At 71.0% G+C, this 17,877-nt stretch carries 10 protein-coding genes and 1 pseudogene; 8 read left to right on the top strand and 3 right to left on the bottom strand.

Going from position 1 to position 17,877, the window contains the following annotated elements; genetic code table 11:
• Nucleotides 1–302: 302 nt before the first annotated feature.
• On the top strand, nucleotides 303–2,222 hold the full coding sequence (locus tag OG700_RS35280; protein WP_405622203.1) for an ABC transporter ATP-binding protein: 1,920 nt from the start codon (nucleotides 303–305) through the stop codon (nucleotides 2,220–2,222).
• 30 nt (nucleotides 2,223–2,252) lie between these two features.
• Nucleotides 2,253–3,200, top strand: coding sequence for a TauD/TfdA family dioxygenase (locus OG700_RS35275; RefSeq protein WP_405622201.1), 948 nt, complete (start codon nucleotides 2,253–2,255; stop codon nucleotides 3,198–3,200).
• 48 nt (nucleotides 3,201–3,248) lie between these two features.
• Here the strand turns inward: OG700_RS35275 and OG700_RS35270 are convergent, their stop codons facing one another.
• Complete coding sequence (locus OG700_RS35270) at nucleotides 3,249–9,704, bottom strand: amino acid adenylation domain-containing protein (RefSeq protein ID WP_405620794.1); 6,456 nt, start codon at nucleotides 9,702–9,704, stop codon at nucleotides 3,249–3,251.
• Between the two features lie 285 nt (nucleotides 9,705–9,989).
• On the opposite strand from OG700_RS35270, the gene OG700_RS35265 reads away from it, so the two are divergent.
• From OG700_RS35265 to OG700_RS35255, 3 genes are read left to right on the top strand one after another with little or no spacing between them, the layout of a single operon-like run.
• Complete coding sequence (locus OG700_RS35265; protein WP_405620792.1) at nucleotides 9,990–11,240, top strand: cytochrome P450; 1,251 nt, start codon at nucleotides 9,990–9,992, stop codon at nucleotides 11,238–11,240.
• A gap of 48 nt (nucleotides 11,241–11,288) precedes the next feature.
• Nucleotides 11,289–13,010: a fatty acyl-AMP ligase gene (locus OG700_RS35260; RefSeq protein ID WP_405620790.1), complete on the top strand. Its 1,722-nt coding sequence runs from the start codon at nucleotides 11,289–11,291 to the stop codon at nucleotides 13,008–13,010.
• Between the two features lie 38 nt (nucleotides 13,011–13,048).
• A complete protein-coding gene (locus OG700_RS35255; RefSeq protein ID WP_405620788.1) occupies nucleotides 13,049–13,327 on the top strand; it encodes an acyl carrier protein in 279 nt (92 codons plus the stop codon).
• Between the two features lie 84 nt (nucleotides 13,328–13,411).
• Here OG700_RS35255 and OG700_RS35250 read toward each other — a convergent pair whose 3' ends face one another.
• Entirely contained in the window at nucleotides 13,412–14,089 is a 678-nt protein-coding gene (locus OG700_RS35250) for a uracil-DNA glycosylase (protein ID WP_405620786.1), read from the bottom strand.
• Between the two features lie 245 nt (nucleotides 14,090–14,334).
• Between OG700_RS35250 and OG700_RS35245 the strand changes: the two are divergent.
• The 3 genes and pseudogenes from OG700_RS35245 to OG700_RS35235 form a co-directional block, all read left to right on the top strand.
• Nucleotides 14,335–14,496 (top strand): annotated as a pseudogene (locus OG700_RS35245) (uracil-DNA glycosylase); the annotation flags it as partial.
• On the top strand, nucleotides 14,493–15,491 hold the full coding sequence (locus OG700_RS35240; protein ID WP_405620784.1) for an N-acetylglucosamine kinase: 999 nt from the start codon (nucleotides 14,493–14,495) through the stop codon (nucleotides 15,489–15,491). The pseudogene OG700_RS35245 and the gene OG700_RS35240, both read left to right, overlap by 4 nt.
• A gap of 95 nt (nucleotides 15,492–15,586) precedes the next feature.
• Nucleotides 15,587–16,504, top strand: coding sequence for a sirohydrochlorin chelatase (locus OG700_RS35235; protein WP_405620782.1), 918 nt, complete (start codon nucleotides 15,587–15,589; stop codon nucleotides 16,502–16,504).
• A 73-nt stretch (nucleotides 16,505–16,577) separates the two neighbouring features.
• Here OG700_RS35235 and OG700_RS35230 read toward each other — a convergent pair whose 3' ends face one another.
• Entirely contained in the window at nucleotides 16,578–17,651 is a 1,074-nt protein-coding gene (locus OG700_RS35230) for a lactonase family protein (protein ID WP_405620780.1), read from the bottom strand.
• Nucleotides 17,652–17,877: the final 226 nt, after the last annotated feature.

Here is a 17,877-nt window from a genome sequence, read left to right as displayed (position 1 = left end):
ACGGCAGGTTTCCCGACGGTTAGCGGGAACCTTAACCGCCGCCTTATCCGGCGGCGCTCAGCCTCGGTTCCTGGTGTTCAACTGTGGCCGCGCCGAAGTTGAACAGCGCCGGCGACCGAGGCACTGACCGGTACCCGGCCTCCGCACAGGCTTTCACACGCTTCGGCTTCACGGGTACGGTCACTGACGCATTGGCCCCTGCCCCTCAGCGCGTATTCCACCAGCGCTGGATTTCCCCAGACGCCCGAGCGGCTCGGGACGGCGGCAACTCGGGACGGCGACAAGAGGAGGAATTCGTGGCCATGATGGGCGGCCCGCGCATGGGTCCGATGTCGCTCGGCGCAGACAGGTCGATCACCAAACAGAAGATCAAACCGGGCACGGTACGGCGCATCATTCCCTATGCCCTGCGATATCGCTGGTCACTGACGGTGGTCATGCTGACGACGGTCGCGGGTTCGGCCATCACGGCGGCGAGCCCGCTGGTGCTCAAGATGATCATCGACGACGGGATCGTACCGCGCGAGGAAGGGACCGTGGTGGGCCTCGCCCTGCTCGTGGCCGCCCTGGCGCTGGTGGAAGTAGTGGCCGCGTTCACCCAGACCTGGTTCTCCGGGCGGGTCGGCCAGGGCATCGTCTACGACCTGCGCTGCCAGGTGTTCGAACATGTTCAGCGGCAGCCACTGGCATTCTTCACCCGTACGCAGACCGGAGCCCTGGTCAGCAGGCTCAACACCGACGTGGTCGGCGCACAACGAGCGATCACGACGCTGCTGTCGCAGACGGTGTCGACCCTGCTGACCCTGGTGCTCGTGCTCGCCACGATGATCTTCCTGTCATGGCAGATCACCCTCGCGGCGCTGGTGATGATCCCGTTCTTCCTGGCTCCCGCCATATTCGTCGGCCGCAGGCTGCAGCGGCTCACCCGCGAGGGCATGGTCCTCAACGCCGACATGGGCTCGATGATGAACGAGCGGTTCAACGTGTCCGGCGCGATGCTGGCCAAGCTCTACGGCCGGCCGGACGAGGAGTCCGAGGGGTTCGCGCACAAGGCGGCCGAGGTCCGGGACGTGGCGATCAGGACAGGGGTCTGGGGGCGCGTGCTCGTCCTCATCGCCACGCTGATCGCCGGGATGACCACCGCGCTGGTCTACGGCCTCGGCGGCGTGCTGACCATCAACGGCACGCTCCAGATCGGCACCCTCGTCGCCATGGTCGCGCTGCTGCTGCGGCTGTACGGGCCGATCAACCAGCTGTCGACCATGCAGGTCAATATCATGATCGCGCTCGTCAGCTTCGACCGCGTCTTCGAGGTGCTCGATCTCAAGCCGCTCATCGCCGAACGACCCGCCGCCCGACCGCTCCCCGCCGTCGACGGCACCTCCCCGGACATCGAGTTCGACCGGGTCTCCTTCCGGTATCCGGCCGCCGAAGAGGTGTCCCTGGCCTCCCTCGAATCGATCGCGCGGCGCGCGCCGGCCAAGGGTGACAACGCCATGGTCCTGGACGAGGTGAGTTTCCAAGCTCCGGCCGGAAAGCTCACCGCGCTGGTGGGCCCTTCGGGCGCCGGCAAGACCACGATCACCAACCTGGTCCCCCGGCTCTACGACACCACCTCCGGGACAGTGCGCGTCGGCGACCACGACATACGCGATCTGACCATACGTTCCGTGCACGACACGATCGGCGTCGTCACCCAGGACGCGCACCTGTTCCACGACACGATTCGGACCAACCTGCTGTACGCCCGGCCGGGCGCCAGTGAGAAGGAACTGGTCGAGGCATGCGACGCGGCCCGGATCTGGGAGTTGATCTCGTCGCTCCCCGACGGCCTCGACACCGTGGTCGGCGACCGCGGCCACCGCCTCTCCGGTGGCGAGAAGCAACGCATCAGCCTCGCCCGGCTCCTGCTCAAGTCACCGCCGGTCGTCATCCTCGACGAGGCCACCGCGCACCTGGACTCGGAGTCCGAGGCGGCGATCCAGCGCGCGCTGAAGATCACGCTGGCGGGCCGTACATCCCTGGTCATCGCCCACCGTCTTTCGACCATCCTGGAAGCCGACCAGATCCTCGTTCTCGACGGCGGCCGGATCCGTGAACGCGGCACCCACCTGGACCTGCTCGAAGCCGGCGGCCTCTACAGCGAGCTCTACCGCACTCAATTCGCCACCCAGAACACCAACGGCACGCGCGTGAATGTCACCAAAGAGGCGAGCGGCTGACCCTGCCCGCAGCCCGGATCGGAGGACGTGTTGGACACCGTTGAGTCAGGCAGTGGCACCTGGCGGCCACACGAGACAGCCGGCGACGGGGCCGGTACGCCCGGCCTCGTCGACTGGCTCGACGAACTGGGCCCGCAAGGGCTGGCCGACCTGCTCACCGAGCGCAAAGCGCTCGTCTTCAGGGGCTTCGGCGTCTCGCCCGAGGCCATCGAGCCGGTACTCGCCCGGCTGGTGCCGGACCGCCTGCCGTACGTGCACGGCAACTCGCCGCGCACCAAGGTGGGCGGGAACCTCTACACCTCGACCGAGTACCCGCAGAAGTACACCATTTCCATGCACAACGAGCTCAGCTACGCCTATCGCTGGCCGACCCGGCTCACCTTCTACTGCGAGAAGGCGGCCGAGACGGGCGGCGCCACTCCGGTGCTCGACGGCCAACTCTGGCTCGACGCACTCGACGCCGAGGTCCGCGAAGCGTTCGCCGGCGGCATCCGCTACGTCCAGAACCTGCACGACGGGTACGGCTTCGGAAAGAGCTGGCAGGACACGTTCGAAACCGACGACCGTACGGCGGTCGAGGAGTTTCTCCGGGAGTCGCGGGCCGAGTGGGAGTGGGGCACGGACGGCCTGCGCGTCATCCAAGTCCGGCCCGCGACCACCAAGCACCCGGTCACCGGTGCCGAGGTCTGGTTCAACCAGGCCGACCAGTGGCACCCGGCCGGGCTGGGGGACGAAGCCTCGGCCGAGCTGTACGACATCCTCACGCCCGACGAGTTCCCGCAGTACGTGACGCTTGCCGACGGCACCCCGATCCCTGACGCCTACGTCGAGCAGATCATCAGCCGTGGGCTGGAGAGCGCCGTCGATGTCGACTGGCGCGGCGGCGACGTGCTGCTCATCGACAACGTCCTGCTCGCCCACGGCCGGCGCCCCTTCGAAGGGACCCGGCGCGTCCTGGTGGCGATGTCCGACACCTGACCAAAATCCCCGGACCCGACCGGGCCGCGGCCCGACCGACTGCCCGCGCTATCGCGCCCGCATCGGTCGCAGCCGCGGCCTGGTCTGCTTCTCGTCGTCGGCCCGGGTCGCCAGCCAGGCGGCGAGGGCGGCGGGGGTGGGCTTGTCGAACAGCTCGTGGATCGGAAGTTCCTCGCCCAGCACCACCCGCACCCGGCTGACCAGTTGGGTCGCCAGCAGCGAGTGCCCGCCGAGGACGAAGAAGTCGTCCCGCACGCCGACCGCGGGCAGGTCGAGGATCTCCGCGAACGCCCTGCACAGCGCCGCCTCCCGCTCGTTGGCCGGTTGCGGTCCCGCCCCCGCGGCTGCCGCCCGGTCCGGCTCCGGCAACGCACCGCGATCGAGCTTCCCGTTGCCGGTCAGCGGCAGCCCGGCCAGTGGTACCACCACGTCGGGCACCATGTGCCGCGGCAGGTTCTCCTGGGCGAAGCGCCGCACCGCCTCGGTCAGCGCACCGGCGGCGCCGGCACTCTGATCCGCCGGCACGACGTACGCGGCCAGGCGCTTGTCACCCGGCGTATCCTCTCGGACGATCACCGCGGCCTGCGTCACGGCCGGGTGTCTGGCAAGCACCGACCGGACCTCGCCGGGTTCCACCCGGAACCCGCGAATCTTGACCTGCTCGTCCGCCCGCCCCAGGTACTCCAGGAATCCGCCGTCGGACCAGCGGGCGCGGTCCCCCGTCCGGTACATCCGCGTCCCGTCCCCGAACGGGCTGGCCACAAAGCGCTCCGAGGTCTGGCCGGGGTGGCCCATGTAGCCGCGCGCCACCTGCGCCCCGGCCACGTACAGCTCCCCTGCCACCCCCGCGGGCACCGGCCGCAGCGCGTCGTCGAGCACATGCACCGCCGTGTTGGCCACCGGCGTCCCGATCGGTACCGTGCCGGCGATCACGGGCGCGCGGTCGAGCCGTGCGGTCACGACACCGATCGTGGTCTCCGTGGGGCCGTAGTGATTGAACACCGGCAGGTCCCCGGCCGCCTTGAGCAGCTGCGCGACCCAGTCGGTGGTGGCCGCCTCGCCACCCAGCACCAGCGCGCTCCGCGGCAGCAGCCAGCTCAGGTCGCCGCTGGCGCCGAGCGCGGCCAGATGTGAGGGCACCATCTTCACGAAGTCGATCCCGTGCCTGGCCAGATACCCGGCGACCGCGACCGGGTCCGTCGCCGCCCCGGCGTCCAGGATGTGCAGCTCACCGCCGGTGGTCAGGCTGGCGAACATCACCGTGTTCCCCAGGTCCGTCACGGCCGGCTGCATCAGCGCGTACCGCCCGCCGGCGGCTCCGAACCCCACCCGCCGCGGCACGTGGATCACATAGTTGGCCAGGTTCCCGTGAGTGACAGCGACGCCCTTCGGCCGCCCGGTGGATCCGGAGGTGTAGATCACGTACGCCAGTTGGTCGGGCCGCACGCCGGTCTCGGGGGCCGTCGCGGGCTGCGCCGCCAGTGCCGACACCACCGCCGGGTCGTCCAGGTCGAGGGTGCGGACCCTCCCCGTCGCTGGCATGTCGTCAAGGACCTCGGTGGTGCCGACCACCACCGATGCCCGGCTGTCGGCGAGCATGTAGGCGATTCTGGCCGCAGGATGGGCCGGGTCCAGCGGCAGGTAGGCCGCCCCGGCCTGCCACACGGCGAGGATCGCGGTCACCATCTCGATGCCGCGCGGCAGGCACAGGGCCACCACCGACTCGGCTCCGACACCGATGTCGCGCAGCTGGCGGGCCAGCCGGGCGGATCGCGCCCGCAGCTCCAGGTATCCGACCTCGACGCCTGAGCAGACCAGGGCGACGTTCTCCGGGGTACGCGCCACCTGTGCGGCAAACAGCCCCGGCACCGTCCGGCCCGACGCCGTCCGGCCCGGTACCGGCGCCGCGGTCCGGTTCAACTCGTCGAGGAGTTGCCGTCGCTCGGCCGGGTCGAGGGTGTCCACCGCGGCGAACGGGGTACCCGGGGCATTGGTCAGTGCCGTGACCAGGTTGTCCAGGCAGGTGTGCAGCAGTGCGCTGATCCGGGTCGCGTCGGCAGGCGCCAGCGCGTCGACGGTGACGTCGAACGCGGACCCGGTGTCGCGGACGATCAGCGTCACCGGGTAGTTGGTGCGTTCCCTGGCGGAGCGCAGTGTGACTCCTTCAAGACCGATGTCGGACTCGTCGGCGGACAGGTCGCGCCGGTAGTTGACGATGGAGGTGAACAGCGGTCTGCCGGCGGGCACGGCGCTCGCCTTCTGTGCGAGTGCCAGCGGCGCCTGTTCATGCTCCAGCAGCTCGGCCAGCTGGCGCCGCAGCCCGGCCAGCGCGTCGGCCGCACCACGCCCGTCGACACCCACCCGCACGGGCAGGGTGTTGAGGAACAGGCCGGGCACCCGGTCGGCACCGGCCCCCGCGTTCATCCGGCCGGCCAGCACCGTGCCGAACACGACGTCATCGCTCCCCGACATCGCCGCGAGCAGGCGGGCCCAGGCCAGGTGGAAGATCGTCGCCGGGCTCACCGCGGACGTCGACGCCACGTCGCGTATCCGCCCGCCGAGCCGGTCTTCGACCGGTCCGCCCGCGCGTACCACCGCGGCGCCGTCACCGTGCACGTCGAGGAGTCCGAAAGGAGCGGTCGTCTCCGTGACGTCACCGAGCAGAGCGGCGAAGTGGCGCGCGTGTTGCGCCGCGGGCGTGCCCAGTCGCGCCTGGACCACGAAGTTCCGGTACGGCAGCGGCGCCGGCAGCCGGTCGCCCCGCCCCGCCAGGAACTCGCGGATCTCCTGGATGAGCACCCGCAGCGTCGTGAGGTCCTGCACCATGTGATGGATGCGCAGTACGGCCAGCCAGCACCCGTCGCTCGGCTCGGTGAGGACGTGCGCCCTCAGCAGCGGTGCCCGGTCAAGATCCATCCACGATCCGGCCGCGGCCAGCAACTGCTCCACCGGGTCCTGGCCGGGATCTCCCACGACCTTCTCGACCGGCAGCCCGACCCGGCGCGAGACCACCTGCACCGGCTCGCGCAGACCGTCCGACACGAACGCGGTGCGGTAGATGTCGTGTCGGTCCATCACCTGCCGCAACGCGTCGAAGAACCCGTCGCGTCGCTCCTGTGAGTCGAACTCCAGCACCGCCGACCGCAGGTAGACGTCGGGGTCGCCCTCGGCCCGCGCCAGATGGTGGAAGAGGATCCCTTCCTGCAACGGGGCCAGGGGGTACACATCCGCGACGTTGGCCGCTCCGCCCTCGACATGGGCAAGCACACGCGCGAGCTCCGTCTCGTCAAGGTCGACGAGCGGCAGCATGCCGGGAGTGATCCCGGTCGCCCCCTCGGGTATCCGGTTCGCCGGCACCGCCACCTGCTCCGGGCCGGAGACCTCGGCCAGCCTCGCCGGAGTCGGGGTGAGGAACAGGGCGCGTACCGAGAGGGAAATCCCGCGCGTGCGCAGGTCCTCCACCAGGGCCACGGCCACGAGCGAGTTGCCGCCGAGGGCGAAGAAGTCCTCGTCCGGTCCGACCGTGGCCCGGCCGAGCACGCGGGCGAACGCCTCGCAGAGGAACTCCTCCTCCGCACTCGCCGGTGCGCGGCCCGCGCCCGGCACGCGGTCCGTCGCCGGCAGCGCCTTGCGGTCCAGCTTCCCGTTCCCGGTCAGCGGCAGTTCGCCGAGCACGACGACCGCGGCGGGGACCATGTGGTCGGGCAGCCGGCCCGCCAGGTGTTCCCGTACCCGGTCCGCGAGTCCGTCCTCGGCCATCGGGTCGTGGGGGACGACGTACGCGACCAGATCCGCCGCTCCGGGCACACCCTGCCCGCCGCCGGGCGCGTGCTGCCGGACGACGACGGCGGCCCCGGCCACCTCGCGATGGGCGGCGAGGGCGCTCTCGATCTCGCCGGGTTCGACCCGAAAGCCCCGGATCTTGACCTGGTCGTCCGCGCGGCCCGCGAACACCAGCCGCCCGTCGCGGCGCCAGCGGGCCCGGTCTCCCGTCCGGTACATCCGCGTCCCGTTCTCGAACGGGCAGGCCACGAACCGCTCGCCGGTGAGCCCGGGCCGGTTCACGTAGCCTCGTGCCAGTGCGTCGCCCGCCACGTACAGCTCACCGGTCACTCCCACCGGTACCGGACGCAGCGAACCGTCGAGGACGTAGACCCGTGCGCCGTCGATGGGCGCGCCGATCGGGACGTCGCCGTCCGCGACGTCGTCGAAGGACAGCCGAGTGGTGGTGACCCCGATGGTGGTCTCGGTGGGGCCGTAGTGATTGAACACCCCCTGCTCCCCTGCCGCGTCCAGCACGGCGCGGACCCAGTCCGGCGCCGCCGCCTCGCCGCCGAGGACCAGCGAGCGGGCCGGCAGTACGCCTTCGGGACCCACCTGTGCCGTGAGCGCCGCCAGATGCGACGGGACGGCCTTGAGGTGGTCGATCCGGTGGTCGGCGAGGTAGCCGGAGACCGCGGCCGGGTCGAGCACGGTGTCGGGGTCGAGGACGTGCAGTTCCCCGCCGGTGGCCAGCGAGCAGAAGACCATCGTGTATCCCAGGTCGGTCACCTGTGGCTGGAGCACCGCGTACCGGGCGCCCTCGCCGCCGAGATCGAGCCGCTCGCGCACCGATGCCACGTAGTTCGCCAGGGAGCGGTGGGTCACGGCGACGCCCTTGGGCGTGCCGGTCGAGCCCGAGGTGTAGATGACATACGCAAGACCGTCCGGTTCCGGCACGGTCGCGGCAAAGGGGGCGCCGGACGTGGTCAGGTCGTCCACCGAGACGGTGCGTACGCGTCCGGCCGGCAGGTCCTCCAGCAGCTCGTCGTTGGCCACGAGCAGGGCGGCTCGGGCGTCGGCGAGCTGGAACGCGGTCCGCTCGACCGGCTGCCGCGGATCGATGGGCAGGTAGGCGGCGCCGGTCCGCCAGACGCCCAGGATCGCCGCGATCATCTCCGGGCCCGACGGCAGGCAGAGCCCGATCACCGACTCCGGGCCCACCCCCGACGCGGCCAGGTGCCGTGCGAGCCGTTCGGCACGGGCGTCCAGTTCCGCGTACGCCATCGCGCCGTCGGCCGAGACGACCGCGGTGCCATCCGGGGTACGCGCCGCCTGCGCGTCGATCAGCCGCGGTACGGTCACCCGCGGCAGGTCGGTCGCGGTGTCGTTCCAGCCGCGCACGACCTGCGACCACTCGTCCTCATCGAGGATTTCCGCGTCGCCGACCGGGGTCCGCGGCGCCGCCGTCACCATCCAGTCCAGGATCCGGCGGAAGCGGAGCAACAGATCGCCGGCGGCGGTCGGCCCGTTCCGGCCGCGGTCGGCGTCCACGTCGATCTGGACCGGCGACCGGTCCGAGCGGTCGTAGACCGCCAACCGCCGGTCCGTGGTCGGCCCTTGGGTGAGATTGCGGACCGTCGCCTCCGCGTCGCCGAACCGCGTGGGGTAGCCGAAGCTCATGACGTCGACGATCAGTGCGCACAGCGGGGTTCCGTCGCTGATCTGCAGGTCCCGGATCATGTCCGCGTAGCGGTACCGGTGGTGCCGCAGTCCTCGGCCGATCGACCGTCCGGTGCGGCGGATGATCTCCGCGACGGACGTCTCGGGCGTGACATCCAGCCGCACCGGCATGACGTTCGCGGTCATGCCCGGGGCCTGCCGTTCGCGCCGCCCGACGCGGCCGGGTACGGACACCCCGAGGACGATGTCCCGGGCCCCGGTGGTCCGATGCTCGTGGACGGCCGCCGCCGCGATGACAAGGACGGCGAGGCTCGTCTTCAACCGGCGGGCGGCGTCCCTGAGTTCGGCGCCGCGATCCAGGTCGAGTTCGGCACTGGCGCGCGACGGCGTCCCCGATCCCCCCTGGCCGTCCGATCCCCCCCGGCCGTCCGGTCCGGCCGGGTCGGCCCGATCCGGCAGACCGTCCAGGGCGGCGAGCCAGTACGCCTGGTCCGAGCCGAGGTCCGGAGACATCCGGTACTCCCGATCCGCCTCAACCAACGCCGAGAACGGCTCGACCGCGTCGCCCCCGCCGGGGTCCGCACCCGCCGACAGCGAGGAGTACGCGGCAGCCACCCGGGTGGCGATCAGCGCCCCACTGTGCGCGTCCATGATCAGGTGGTGGGCACGGTGATACCAGAGCAGGTGACCCTCTCCCAGGGAGAGTACGGCGCAGGCGAACAGGGGTTCCTGGCCCGCCAGTTCGACCGGCCGGCGCAGCTCCGCCCGCATCCATCGTTCCGCGGTGGCCCTCGGGTCGGACTCGGCACTGACGTCGATGACGCGAACGGGGACATCGGCGGTGATGTCGACGTAGTGCCGCGGCTGCCCGTCCACCACGCGGAAACGCAGACGGTACGCGTCGACGTCGGCAAGCACCTGCCGCACGGCCCGCACGAATACGTCCAGATCCACGCCGCCGTCGATCTCAAGACATTCGGCAATGTTGTACGGAGTGTCATCCGGCGCAATCTGCTGGGAATACCAGATGCCGAGCTGAGCCGATGTCAACTCTCCCAGCACGGCATCTCCATCGGATTCTCCGTCGGAACCGACCAGCGAAATGGACACAGTCCGTTCCCCTTCGGAGGATGAATGAGCCTCGGCCGCAGCGGTGTTCCGGATCATTTCGGTACGCCATCCTCACCAGTCGCCGAACGGGCGTCAAATGACAGTCCACACCGTTCAGGTGCGGGGCCGACTGTTCAACTGCGGCATTTCAGCGGTTAAACGCCGCACGACATTCCCGGGTTTCCGGCGCACGGGTACTGTCGGCGATCGTCGGTCTCTATGAGAATGGATTCGGTGATGGTCTCAACCGCCGGTGAGAATGAGGAATCGACACGGTCGGGCCGTCCCGCGCTGCCGGCGGAGATCGCCGACCTGACCGATCCGGGCAACCGGGAGAACCCGTACCCCTCTCTGGAGAAACTGCGCCGGCGCTCGCCCTACGCGCCTTTCGACGGTCTCCTCGTGGTGGGGCGGCACGACCAGTGCTCGGCCCTGCTCCGTGACCAGACGATGAGCGCGGCGCGGGACCGGGCCCCGCTCTCCCCGACTCCGCGAGGGCCGCGGACGCGGAACTTCCTCCATCTCGACCCGCCGGACCACACCCGCTACCGCCGGTTGGTGACCGGCGCGTTCACGCGGCGGAAGGTCGACGGCATGGCGCCGTGGATCCGAGAGATCGCGACGGACCTGTTCCGGGCCGCCGCCGAGACCGGCACTCTCGAAGTCGTCGACGACCTCGCCTATCCGCTGCCGCTGCGGGTCATCTGCGAACTGCTGGGCGTCCCGTACGAGGATCGCCGGCTCCTGCAGGACTGGTCGTCCGAGCTCGCGACGGTGCTGGATCCGCCGCTGGGCACCATCGGACAGATGACGAGGGAGGCCGCGCGGGCCCGCGCCGGATTCGTCCACTACTTCAGGCGTCTGATCGAGGAGCGCCAGAGCACTCCCGGGCAGGACCTCATCTCGCACCTCCTGCGGGTCGAGGAGGACGGGCACCGTCTCGACGAGGACGACGTCCTGGCAACCTGCGTGCTCCTGCTCAACGCCGGTCACGAGACGACCGTGAACCTGATCGGCAACGCGGTTCTCGCCCTGTTGCGTCATCCCGGGCAGTTCGACCGGCTGCGGGCCGACACCACACTGGCACCGGCGGTCGTCGAAGAGGTTCTGCGCTACGACGCACCCGTGCAGATGACCACCCGGGTGGCCCGTGAGCACGGCGCGATCGGCGACGCCGAGGTCCGGCCGGGCGACACGGTGCTGTTCCTGCTGGGGGCCGCCAACCGGGATCCCTCCGTGTATCGCGACCCGGACCGGTTCGACATCGACCGTTCCCCTGCCGCCGCCCATCTGGCGTTCTCGGCCGGCGCGCACTTCTGCCTCGGCGCCGGTCTGGCGCGCCTGGAGGTGGCCATCGCCCTTGAGCTCTTCAGTACTTTCCTGGTGCGACCGCGGCTTCGGCCTGGCGGCGTCACCTACAAACGCAACCTGAACCTGCGCGGGCCGTCGCACCTCCTGGTCGACTTCGACGGCGTCCGCACCGGTTGAGGAGTCCGTCACCGTCCCGATCCCAAGCCAGTCGCGGAGGACGCTCTCATGTCGCAATCCCTGGCCGACGCACCCGACCTGGTGGCGCTGTTCCGTGAGCGGGTGGCGGCCCAGCCGGCCGCCGAGGCGGTCGCGTTCCTCGCCGACCCCGACGACCTCACCGGCGGCATGGTGCGCTGGTCGTACGCCCAGCTCGACGAGGAGGCGCGCAGCCGCGCCGCGTGGCTGCAGGGGAACGTCCCCCCGGGCTCCCGTGTGCTCCTGCTCCACCCCAACGGCCTTGAGTTCGCCGCAGCACTCTTCGGCTGCCTGTACGCCGGGATGATCGCTGTCCCGGCCCCACTCCCGGGCCGCCATCCGCACCATCGCAAGCGGCTCGCCGCGGTCGCCACCGACTCCGGCGCCGCCGCCGCGCTGACCACGTCCCGCAATCTGGACGAGGTTCACACGTGGATGAAGGACATGGACGTCACCACGATCCGCACCGCCGCCGGCGACGAGCCCGGATTCGGCGATCCACAGGGCTGGGCGCCCCCGCGGCTGGACCGGTCGACGACAGCCCTGCTGCAGTACACATCGGGATCGACCGGCACCCCCAAAGGCGCGGTGATCCAGCACGACCATCTCCTGTTCAACGCCGACGAGGGAATGCGAGCGCTCCGGTGGCACGGGCCTTCGGGCGGATGGCTGCCGCTGTACCACGACATGGGGCTCAATCTGTTCCTGTGGCCGCTGCTGGGCGGCGACAGAAGCGTGCTGATGGAACCGCTGGCGTTCATCCGCCGGCCCCTGCGCTGGCTGCAGCTGATCGAGAGCGAGGGTCTGACCATGTCGTTCGCTCCCAACTTCGCCTTCGAGCTGTGCACGCGAAAGGTCAGCGAGGAGCAGGCGGCCGCGCTGGACCTGTCTGGCTGGAGCCTGGCCGGCTGCGCCTCGGAGCCCATCGCTCCGGATATCCTCACCAGCTTCACCGCCAAGTTCGCGGCCTCGGGATTCCGCCCGGAGGCCCTGGTCCCCAGCTACGGACTCGCGGAGGCGACCGTGTTCGTCTGCGGGCAGCCGGGCCGGCCACCTGTGACCCGCGAAGTGGACCTCGACGCGCTCGCACGGGGCACCTTCACTCCTGCCGCCGGAGCGGCCCGGACACGCGCGATCGTCAGTTGCGGTATCCCCACCACCGCGGCGGAGCTCCGCGTGGTCGACCCGACGTCCCGGGAGGTGCTCCCGGAGGGCTCCCTGGGAGAGATCTGGCTGCGTGGCCGCAGCATCTCCCCCGGCTACTGGCAGCGGGACGACAACGCGGGGACCTTCGACGCCGTCACCGCGAACGGCGACGGCGGCTACCTCCGCACCGGCGATATCGGCGTGCTGCACGAGGGTGAGCTCTACGTGCACGGACGGCTCAAGGACGTGATCATCGTGCACGGGCGCAACGTCTACCCCCAGGACGTGGAGCAAGAACTGCGCGCCCAGCACCCGGAGTTGGGCAGCGTCGGCGTCGTGTTCGGCGGTCCTGGCTACGCCCAGGGTGACGAATCCATGGTCGTCGTCACGCACGAGGTGCGCCGCGTGCAGCACGACGGGTTGCCCGCTCTCGCGGCCGGCATCCGGCACACGGTGGGGCGCGAGTTCGGCATCAGCGTCGACAGAGTGGCTCTGCTCAAGCCCGGCAGTGTCCCGCGCACCACGAGCGGCAAGGTTCGCCGCGCGGCGATGCGGGATCTCTTCCACCAGGGTCTACTGACTCCCCTTTACCAGGACCCTCGTTAGGGCCACGAGGTACTGGTCCACACACCCGAAGGACTCACATGCGGAACACCGGAGCCGACGAGCACTACACCGAACTCCAGGACTGGCTCTGCGCCCGGCTGGCCGAGGAGCTGAGGCTGCCGCGGGGGGCAGTCGATCCGACTGAGCCGATGTCCGCCTACGGCCTGGATTCGATCAGGGCCATCACCCTTCTCACCACGATCGAAGACCACGTGGGCTTCGCGATCGACCCCAACGCCCTCTGGGAGTTCCCCACCGTGGCCTCCCTGGCCGAGTCGCTGGTCGGCCAGCTGGCCACCCGGTCCACGCAGAGTTGAAGTCAGCGGTCGAGTGTCTTGCGGGGCCGGTCACCGCCACCGCGGGCAACTCGAAACAGAAGTCACGCACCGCGGTAGCCGTGGCTACGGCAGTCGCCAGTCCACCAGTTCGGCCCCCTGCCGCGCCAGCAGGTCGTTGGCCCGGCTGAACGGGCGCGAGCCGAAGAAACCACGGTCCGCCGACATCGGCGAGGGATGCGAGGACTCGATCGACGGGAGATCCCCGAGGAGGGGCCGCAGGTTACGCGCGTCACGCCCCCACAGAATGGATACCAGTGGCTTTCCCCGCGCGGCCAGCGCCCGGATCGCCTGCTCGGTGACCTCCTCCCAACCCTTGCCGCGGTGCGCGCCCGGATTGCGCGGGGCCGTGGTCAATGCTCTGTTGAGCAGCAGCACACCCTGCTGAGTCCACGGCGTCAGATCCCCGTTGGACGGCCGGGGCAGCCCCAAGTCGGCGTGCATCTCCCGGAAGATGTTCTCCAAGCTCCCCGGCAACGACCGCACCTCCGGCGCCACCGCGAAACTCAACCCGATGGCCATCCCCGGCGTCGGGTAGGGATCCTGACCGACAATCAGGACACGGACGTCATCGAACGGCTGCTGGAAGGCCCGCAGGACATTCGCCCCGGCCGGAAGGTAGGTCCGGCCGGCTGCTATCTCGGCTCGGAGGAAGTCCCCCATGGCCGCGATGCGTTCGGCCGCAGGTTCGAGAGCCTTCGCCCAGCCTGCTTCAACGAGTTCATTCAAGGGTCGTGGTGCCACGGCGTCACCCTACCGGCACATAGCGGCACCCCGCACAAGCAGGGACGCCCCCGCACACGGGCCGCCCTCCGGCGCTACTCTTCTTCCTCGTCAAGGTCCTGTAGTCGGTCGAGCAGATCGCACAGCCGGTCACCTGGAAGGAGGGGAGCTTGTTGCGTTCAGTGGTCAAGCCACTCGGCCGTGGTCATCGTGCCTGGTCAGCCTTCCGCTCCCGATACCTGGAGCACGGAACTCCCGCGCATCCCCGTAATCTGCGCCCGCTCCTTCGCCCGTTGCCCGCGATCGAGTCGTCGCGCCCCTCCCCCATGTCGGCGGACCGGGGCTTCTTCGGCTCGCGCCCGTTCAGCCGTGCCGACGAACTCCTCGTCCAGCAGGGCGCGCGGCCGGTCGAACGGCGGCTGCCGTGAGCTGGGTGCTCGGCGTGGACTCGGGCGGGTCCGGCCTGCGGATCGCCCTCGGGTCGACGGACGTGGCCGGTTCGTCAGGCGGCGCCGCGTCGGTGCGGACGGCCGGCACCGCCGTGTCCACCGAGCCGGTCCGCACCGGCGGTTCGGGTATCGACCCCGAGCATCTGCTGAAGCAGTTGCTGCCCGCCGTCGAGACGCTGCTCGCACGCGCGGACACGCGGGCGCCGGAGGCGGTCGCGATCGGTGCCGCCGGCATGGCGACACTGGGCGACGGGCTCCGCGCCGAACTGCCGGCCGCGCTGGAAAGGGCTCTGGGGGTAAGGCGGTTGGCGCTCGCCGCTGACGGGGTCACCGCGTACGCGGGGGCGCTCGGCCAGCGTCCGGGCGCCGTCGTCGCCGCCGGTACGGGCATGATCGCGCTCGGCACCGACCTGGCGGGCTGGCAGCGTGCGGACGGCTGGGGGCACCTGCTGGGTGACTGCGGCGGCGGGGCCTGGATCGGCCGGGCGGGGCTGGAGGCGGCGATGCGCGCGTACGACGGCCGGCGTGGCGGTTCGGCCGCACTGCTGTCCCGGATGGAAGTCGTGTTCGGCCCCGGACCGGAGATGCCCGGCCTGGTCTATCCGCGTACCGACCGGCCCGCGGTGCTGGCCTCCTTCGCCCCCGAGGTGGCCCGCTGCGCGGCCCACGACCCGGTCGCAGCGGAGATCGTCAACGAGGCCGCGCGGCATGTCGCGGACGCGGCCGTCGCGGTGTGTCCGCAGGTCGATAGGTGTGAAGTCGCCCTGACCGGTGGGCTGTTCAAGATGGGCGATCCGCTGCTCGTACCGCTGCGGGCCGAGTTGGCCGACCGGCTGCCGCACGCCGTAACGGTGTCGGCTGAGGGTGATCCGCTGGCCGGGGCGCTGCGCATCGCGGCGGCCCTGGCGACCGGTTCGCTGCGACTGCCGCGCGACGGGCGGCTGTTGTCCGTTCCGACAGAGCGGGATGAATAAGCAGTAAGCAACATATCGAAAAAATATGGACAGATGACGCAGGAACGGACCCTCCCCGAACAGCCGACCCCACAAAACCAGTAACATTCGGCGCCATGAGCTCCCCCACTGGGCCGGCACCCGGCCTGCCTGTACGAATGCCCCGACCTCGACAGTCGGGGCGGCACCGCCGACCCGAGCCCGTGGCGGCGCCCGAGGGCGCGCCCACGCTTGTGCTGGCCATGCCCGGCAACCCGAGCGCGGAGGTGCGGAGCCTCGGCGAGGAAGTCGTCAGCATCGCCCGCTCCGAACTACCGGGCCTCGACGCCCGGATCGGCTATCTGGACGGCGACGACGAGTACCCCGCGCTGGACACCGTCCTGGCCCAGACCGCCGACCACCGGGTCGAGCGCTACGAGCTGGCGAAGGCCGCCGGCCGTGAGGTCAACGAGCCCGAGGGCATCTCGGCGATTGTCGTGCCGCTGCTCGCGGGTCCCGACAACTCCCTGATCAGGCGCATACGTCAGGCCGTTGTGGACAGCAAGGCCGTGGCGGAGATGACCGAGGTCCTGGGTCCGCACCCGTTGCTCGCCGAAGCGCTGCACGTGCGTCTGTCGGAGGCCGGTCTGGCCCGCGCCGACCGCGCGAGGCTCTTCACGGTGGCCACGGCCGCCGACGGCATCGTCCTCGCCACGGTGGGCGGCGAGGAGGCCGTCCAGGCCGCGGGGATCACCGGGATGCTGCTGGCCGCGCGCCTCGCCGTGCCGGTGATGGCGGCGGCGCTCGACGACGAGGGCGCGGTGGCGGCCATCGCCGAGCAGCTGCGGGACTCCGGTTCGACGCAGCTGGCGCTCGCTCCGTATCTGATCGGACCCGAGCTGCCCGAGGGCCTGCTCGACGTCGCGCTCAAGGAGGCCGACTGCGCCGCGTCCGAGGCGCTGGGCGCGTATCCGGCCGTCGGCAAGCTGGTGCTCTCGCAGTACACGAGCGCGCTGGGCATCTCGGCGCAGACGCAGGGGTCGCCGGCGCGCTGAGCGCCGTCCGCAGGCCGGTTCGCCCCGCCGCCGGACGGGCTGTCGGCCCGTCCGGCACAGCCCGGTGACCAGGTCAGCCGAAGATCACGCAGGAGGCGGCGGGCGCCTCGAACGAGCCCGCGCGGGACGGGACGCCGGTCGCCGGATCGATGTCGAACCAGGTCACGTCCCCGGAGTGCTCGTTGGCCGCGTAGAGCCTGCGTCCCGCCGGGTCCAGCGCGAGGTCGCGCGGCCAGCGTCCGCCGCAGTCCACCGTGGTGACCAGGACGGCCTTCTCGCGCGTCTCGTCGAGCGTCAGGACGGCGATGCTGTCGTCCCCGCGCACGGCGGCCCAGAGATACCTGCCGTCGTGCGAGACGACGATCTCGGAGGCGTAGCTCTTCTCCTCGGCGCCGTCCGGGAGGACGGGCGCCTCGCCGACCGGCTCCAGCGCGCCCTTGTCGGCGTCCCAGCGGCAGACCGTGAGGGTCGCCTCCAGTTCGTTGAGCACGTACGCGTGGGTGCCCGCCGGGTGGAAGGCGAGATGGCGCGGTCCCGTGCCGGGGCGCAGCACGGCCTCGGCATGCGGTGTGATGTCGCCGCTCCCGGCGTCGACGGTGCTCGTCCGTACGGAGTCGGTACCCAGGTCGACGGCGAGCAGCCATCGGCCGCTGGGGTCGGGCAGCACCTGATGGGCGTGCGGGCCCTCCTGCCGGTCGGCGTGCGGCCCGGTGCCCTCGTGCTGGAGGATTCCGGCGGCGGCGCCGAGGGTGCCGTCCGCGCGGACGGGCAGGACGGTGACGCTGCCGGAGCCGTAATTGGCGGTCACCAAGTGCCCGGCGGCGAGGGTGAGATGGGTGGGGCCGGATCCGCAGACCGGGACGGGCTCGCCGATCAGGCGCGGCGCCGAGGTGCCGCCCGACGCGCGGGGGGTGACCGCGAAGGCGGCGGCCGTGCCTTCCTCGCCCTCGGAGACGGCGTAGAGCACCGAGCCGTCGGGTGCGAGGGCCAGGTAGGAGGGGTCCGCCAGGGCGTCGGTGGCGCCGAGTTCCGTCAGCGCGCCGGTGTCCGCGTCGACGGTGGCGGCGATGATGCCGCGTCCGCCCGCCGAGGTGAACGATCCGATGAAGACCCGCCCGTCGCTCCTGCCGTGGCTTCTGCCGTCCACTGCTGTCCCCTTGTCGCTCGTTCGATCGCGCTGTACGTCCGGGAGTGGTGCGCGTGCCCCGCTCGCGGCTCTGTCGGGCCGACGGTAGCAGGCGGTCTAGACCAGCCGGCCGCGTCGGGTGCTGCCGCCTGAACTACCCAATCCGACGGCCGGTTCACCCTTTCGGACGAGGTGGAAGCACTTCGCCGCTCGGACAGCGTGCGCGGGGAGCGCGACGCCGGTGAGG

This window comes from Streptomyces sp. NBC_01508, from assembly GCF_045040315.1.
GTDB lineage: Bacteria > Actinomycetota > Actinomycetes > Streptomycetales > Streptomycetaceae > Streptomyces.
This window is presented reverse-complemented; position numbering and strand designations above follow the sequence as displayed.

Coding starts and splice junctions, on each gene's coding strand:
- OG700_RS35235 (WP_405620782.1), top strand. CDS start 15,587: ATGAGCTCCCCCACTGGGCCGGCACCCGGCCTGCCTGTACGAATGCCC.
- OG700_RS35280 (WP_405622203.1), top strand. CDS start 303: ATGATGGGCGGCCCGCGCATGGGTCCGATGTCGCTCGGCGCAGACAGG.
- OG700_RS35255 (WP_405620788.1), top strand. CDS start 13,049: ATGCGGAACACCGGAGCCGACGAGCACTACACCGAACTCCAGGACTGG.
- OG700_RS35265 (WP_405620792.1), top strand. CDS start 9,990: ATGGTCTCAACCGCCGGTGAGAATGAGGAATCGACACGGTCGGGCCGT.
- OG700_RS35260 (WP_405620790.1), top strand. CDS start 11,289: ATGTCGCAATCCCTGGCCGACGCACCCGACCTGGTGGCGCTGTTCCGT.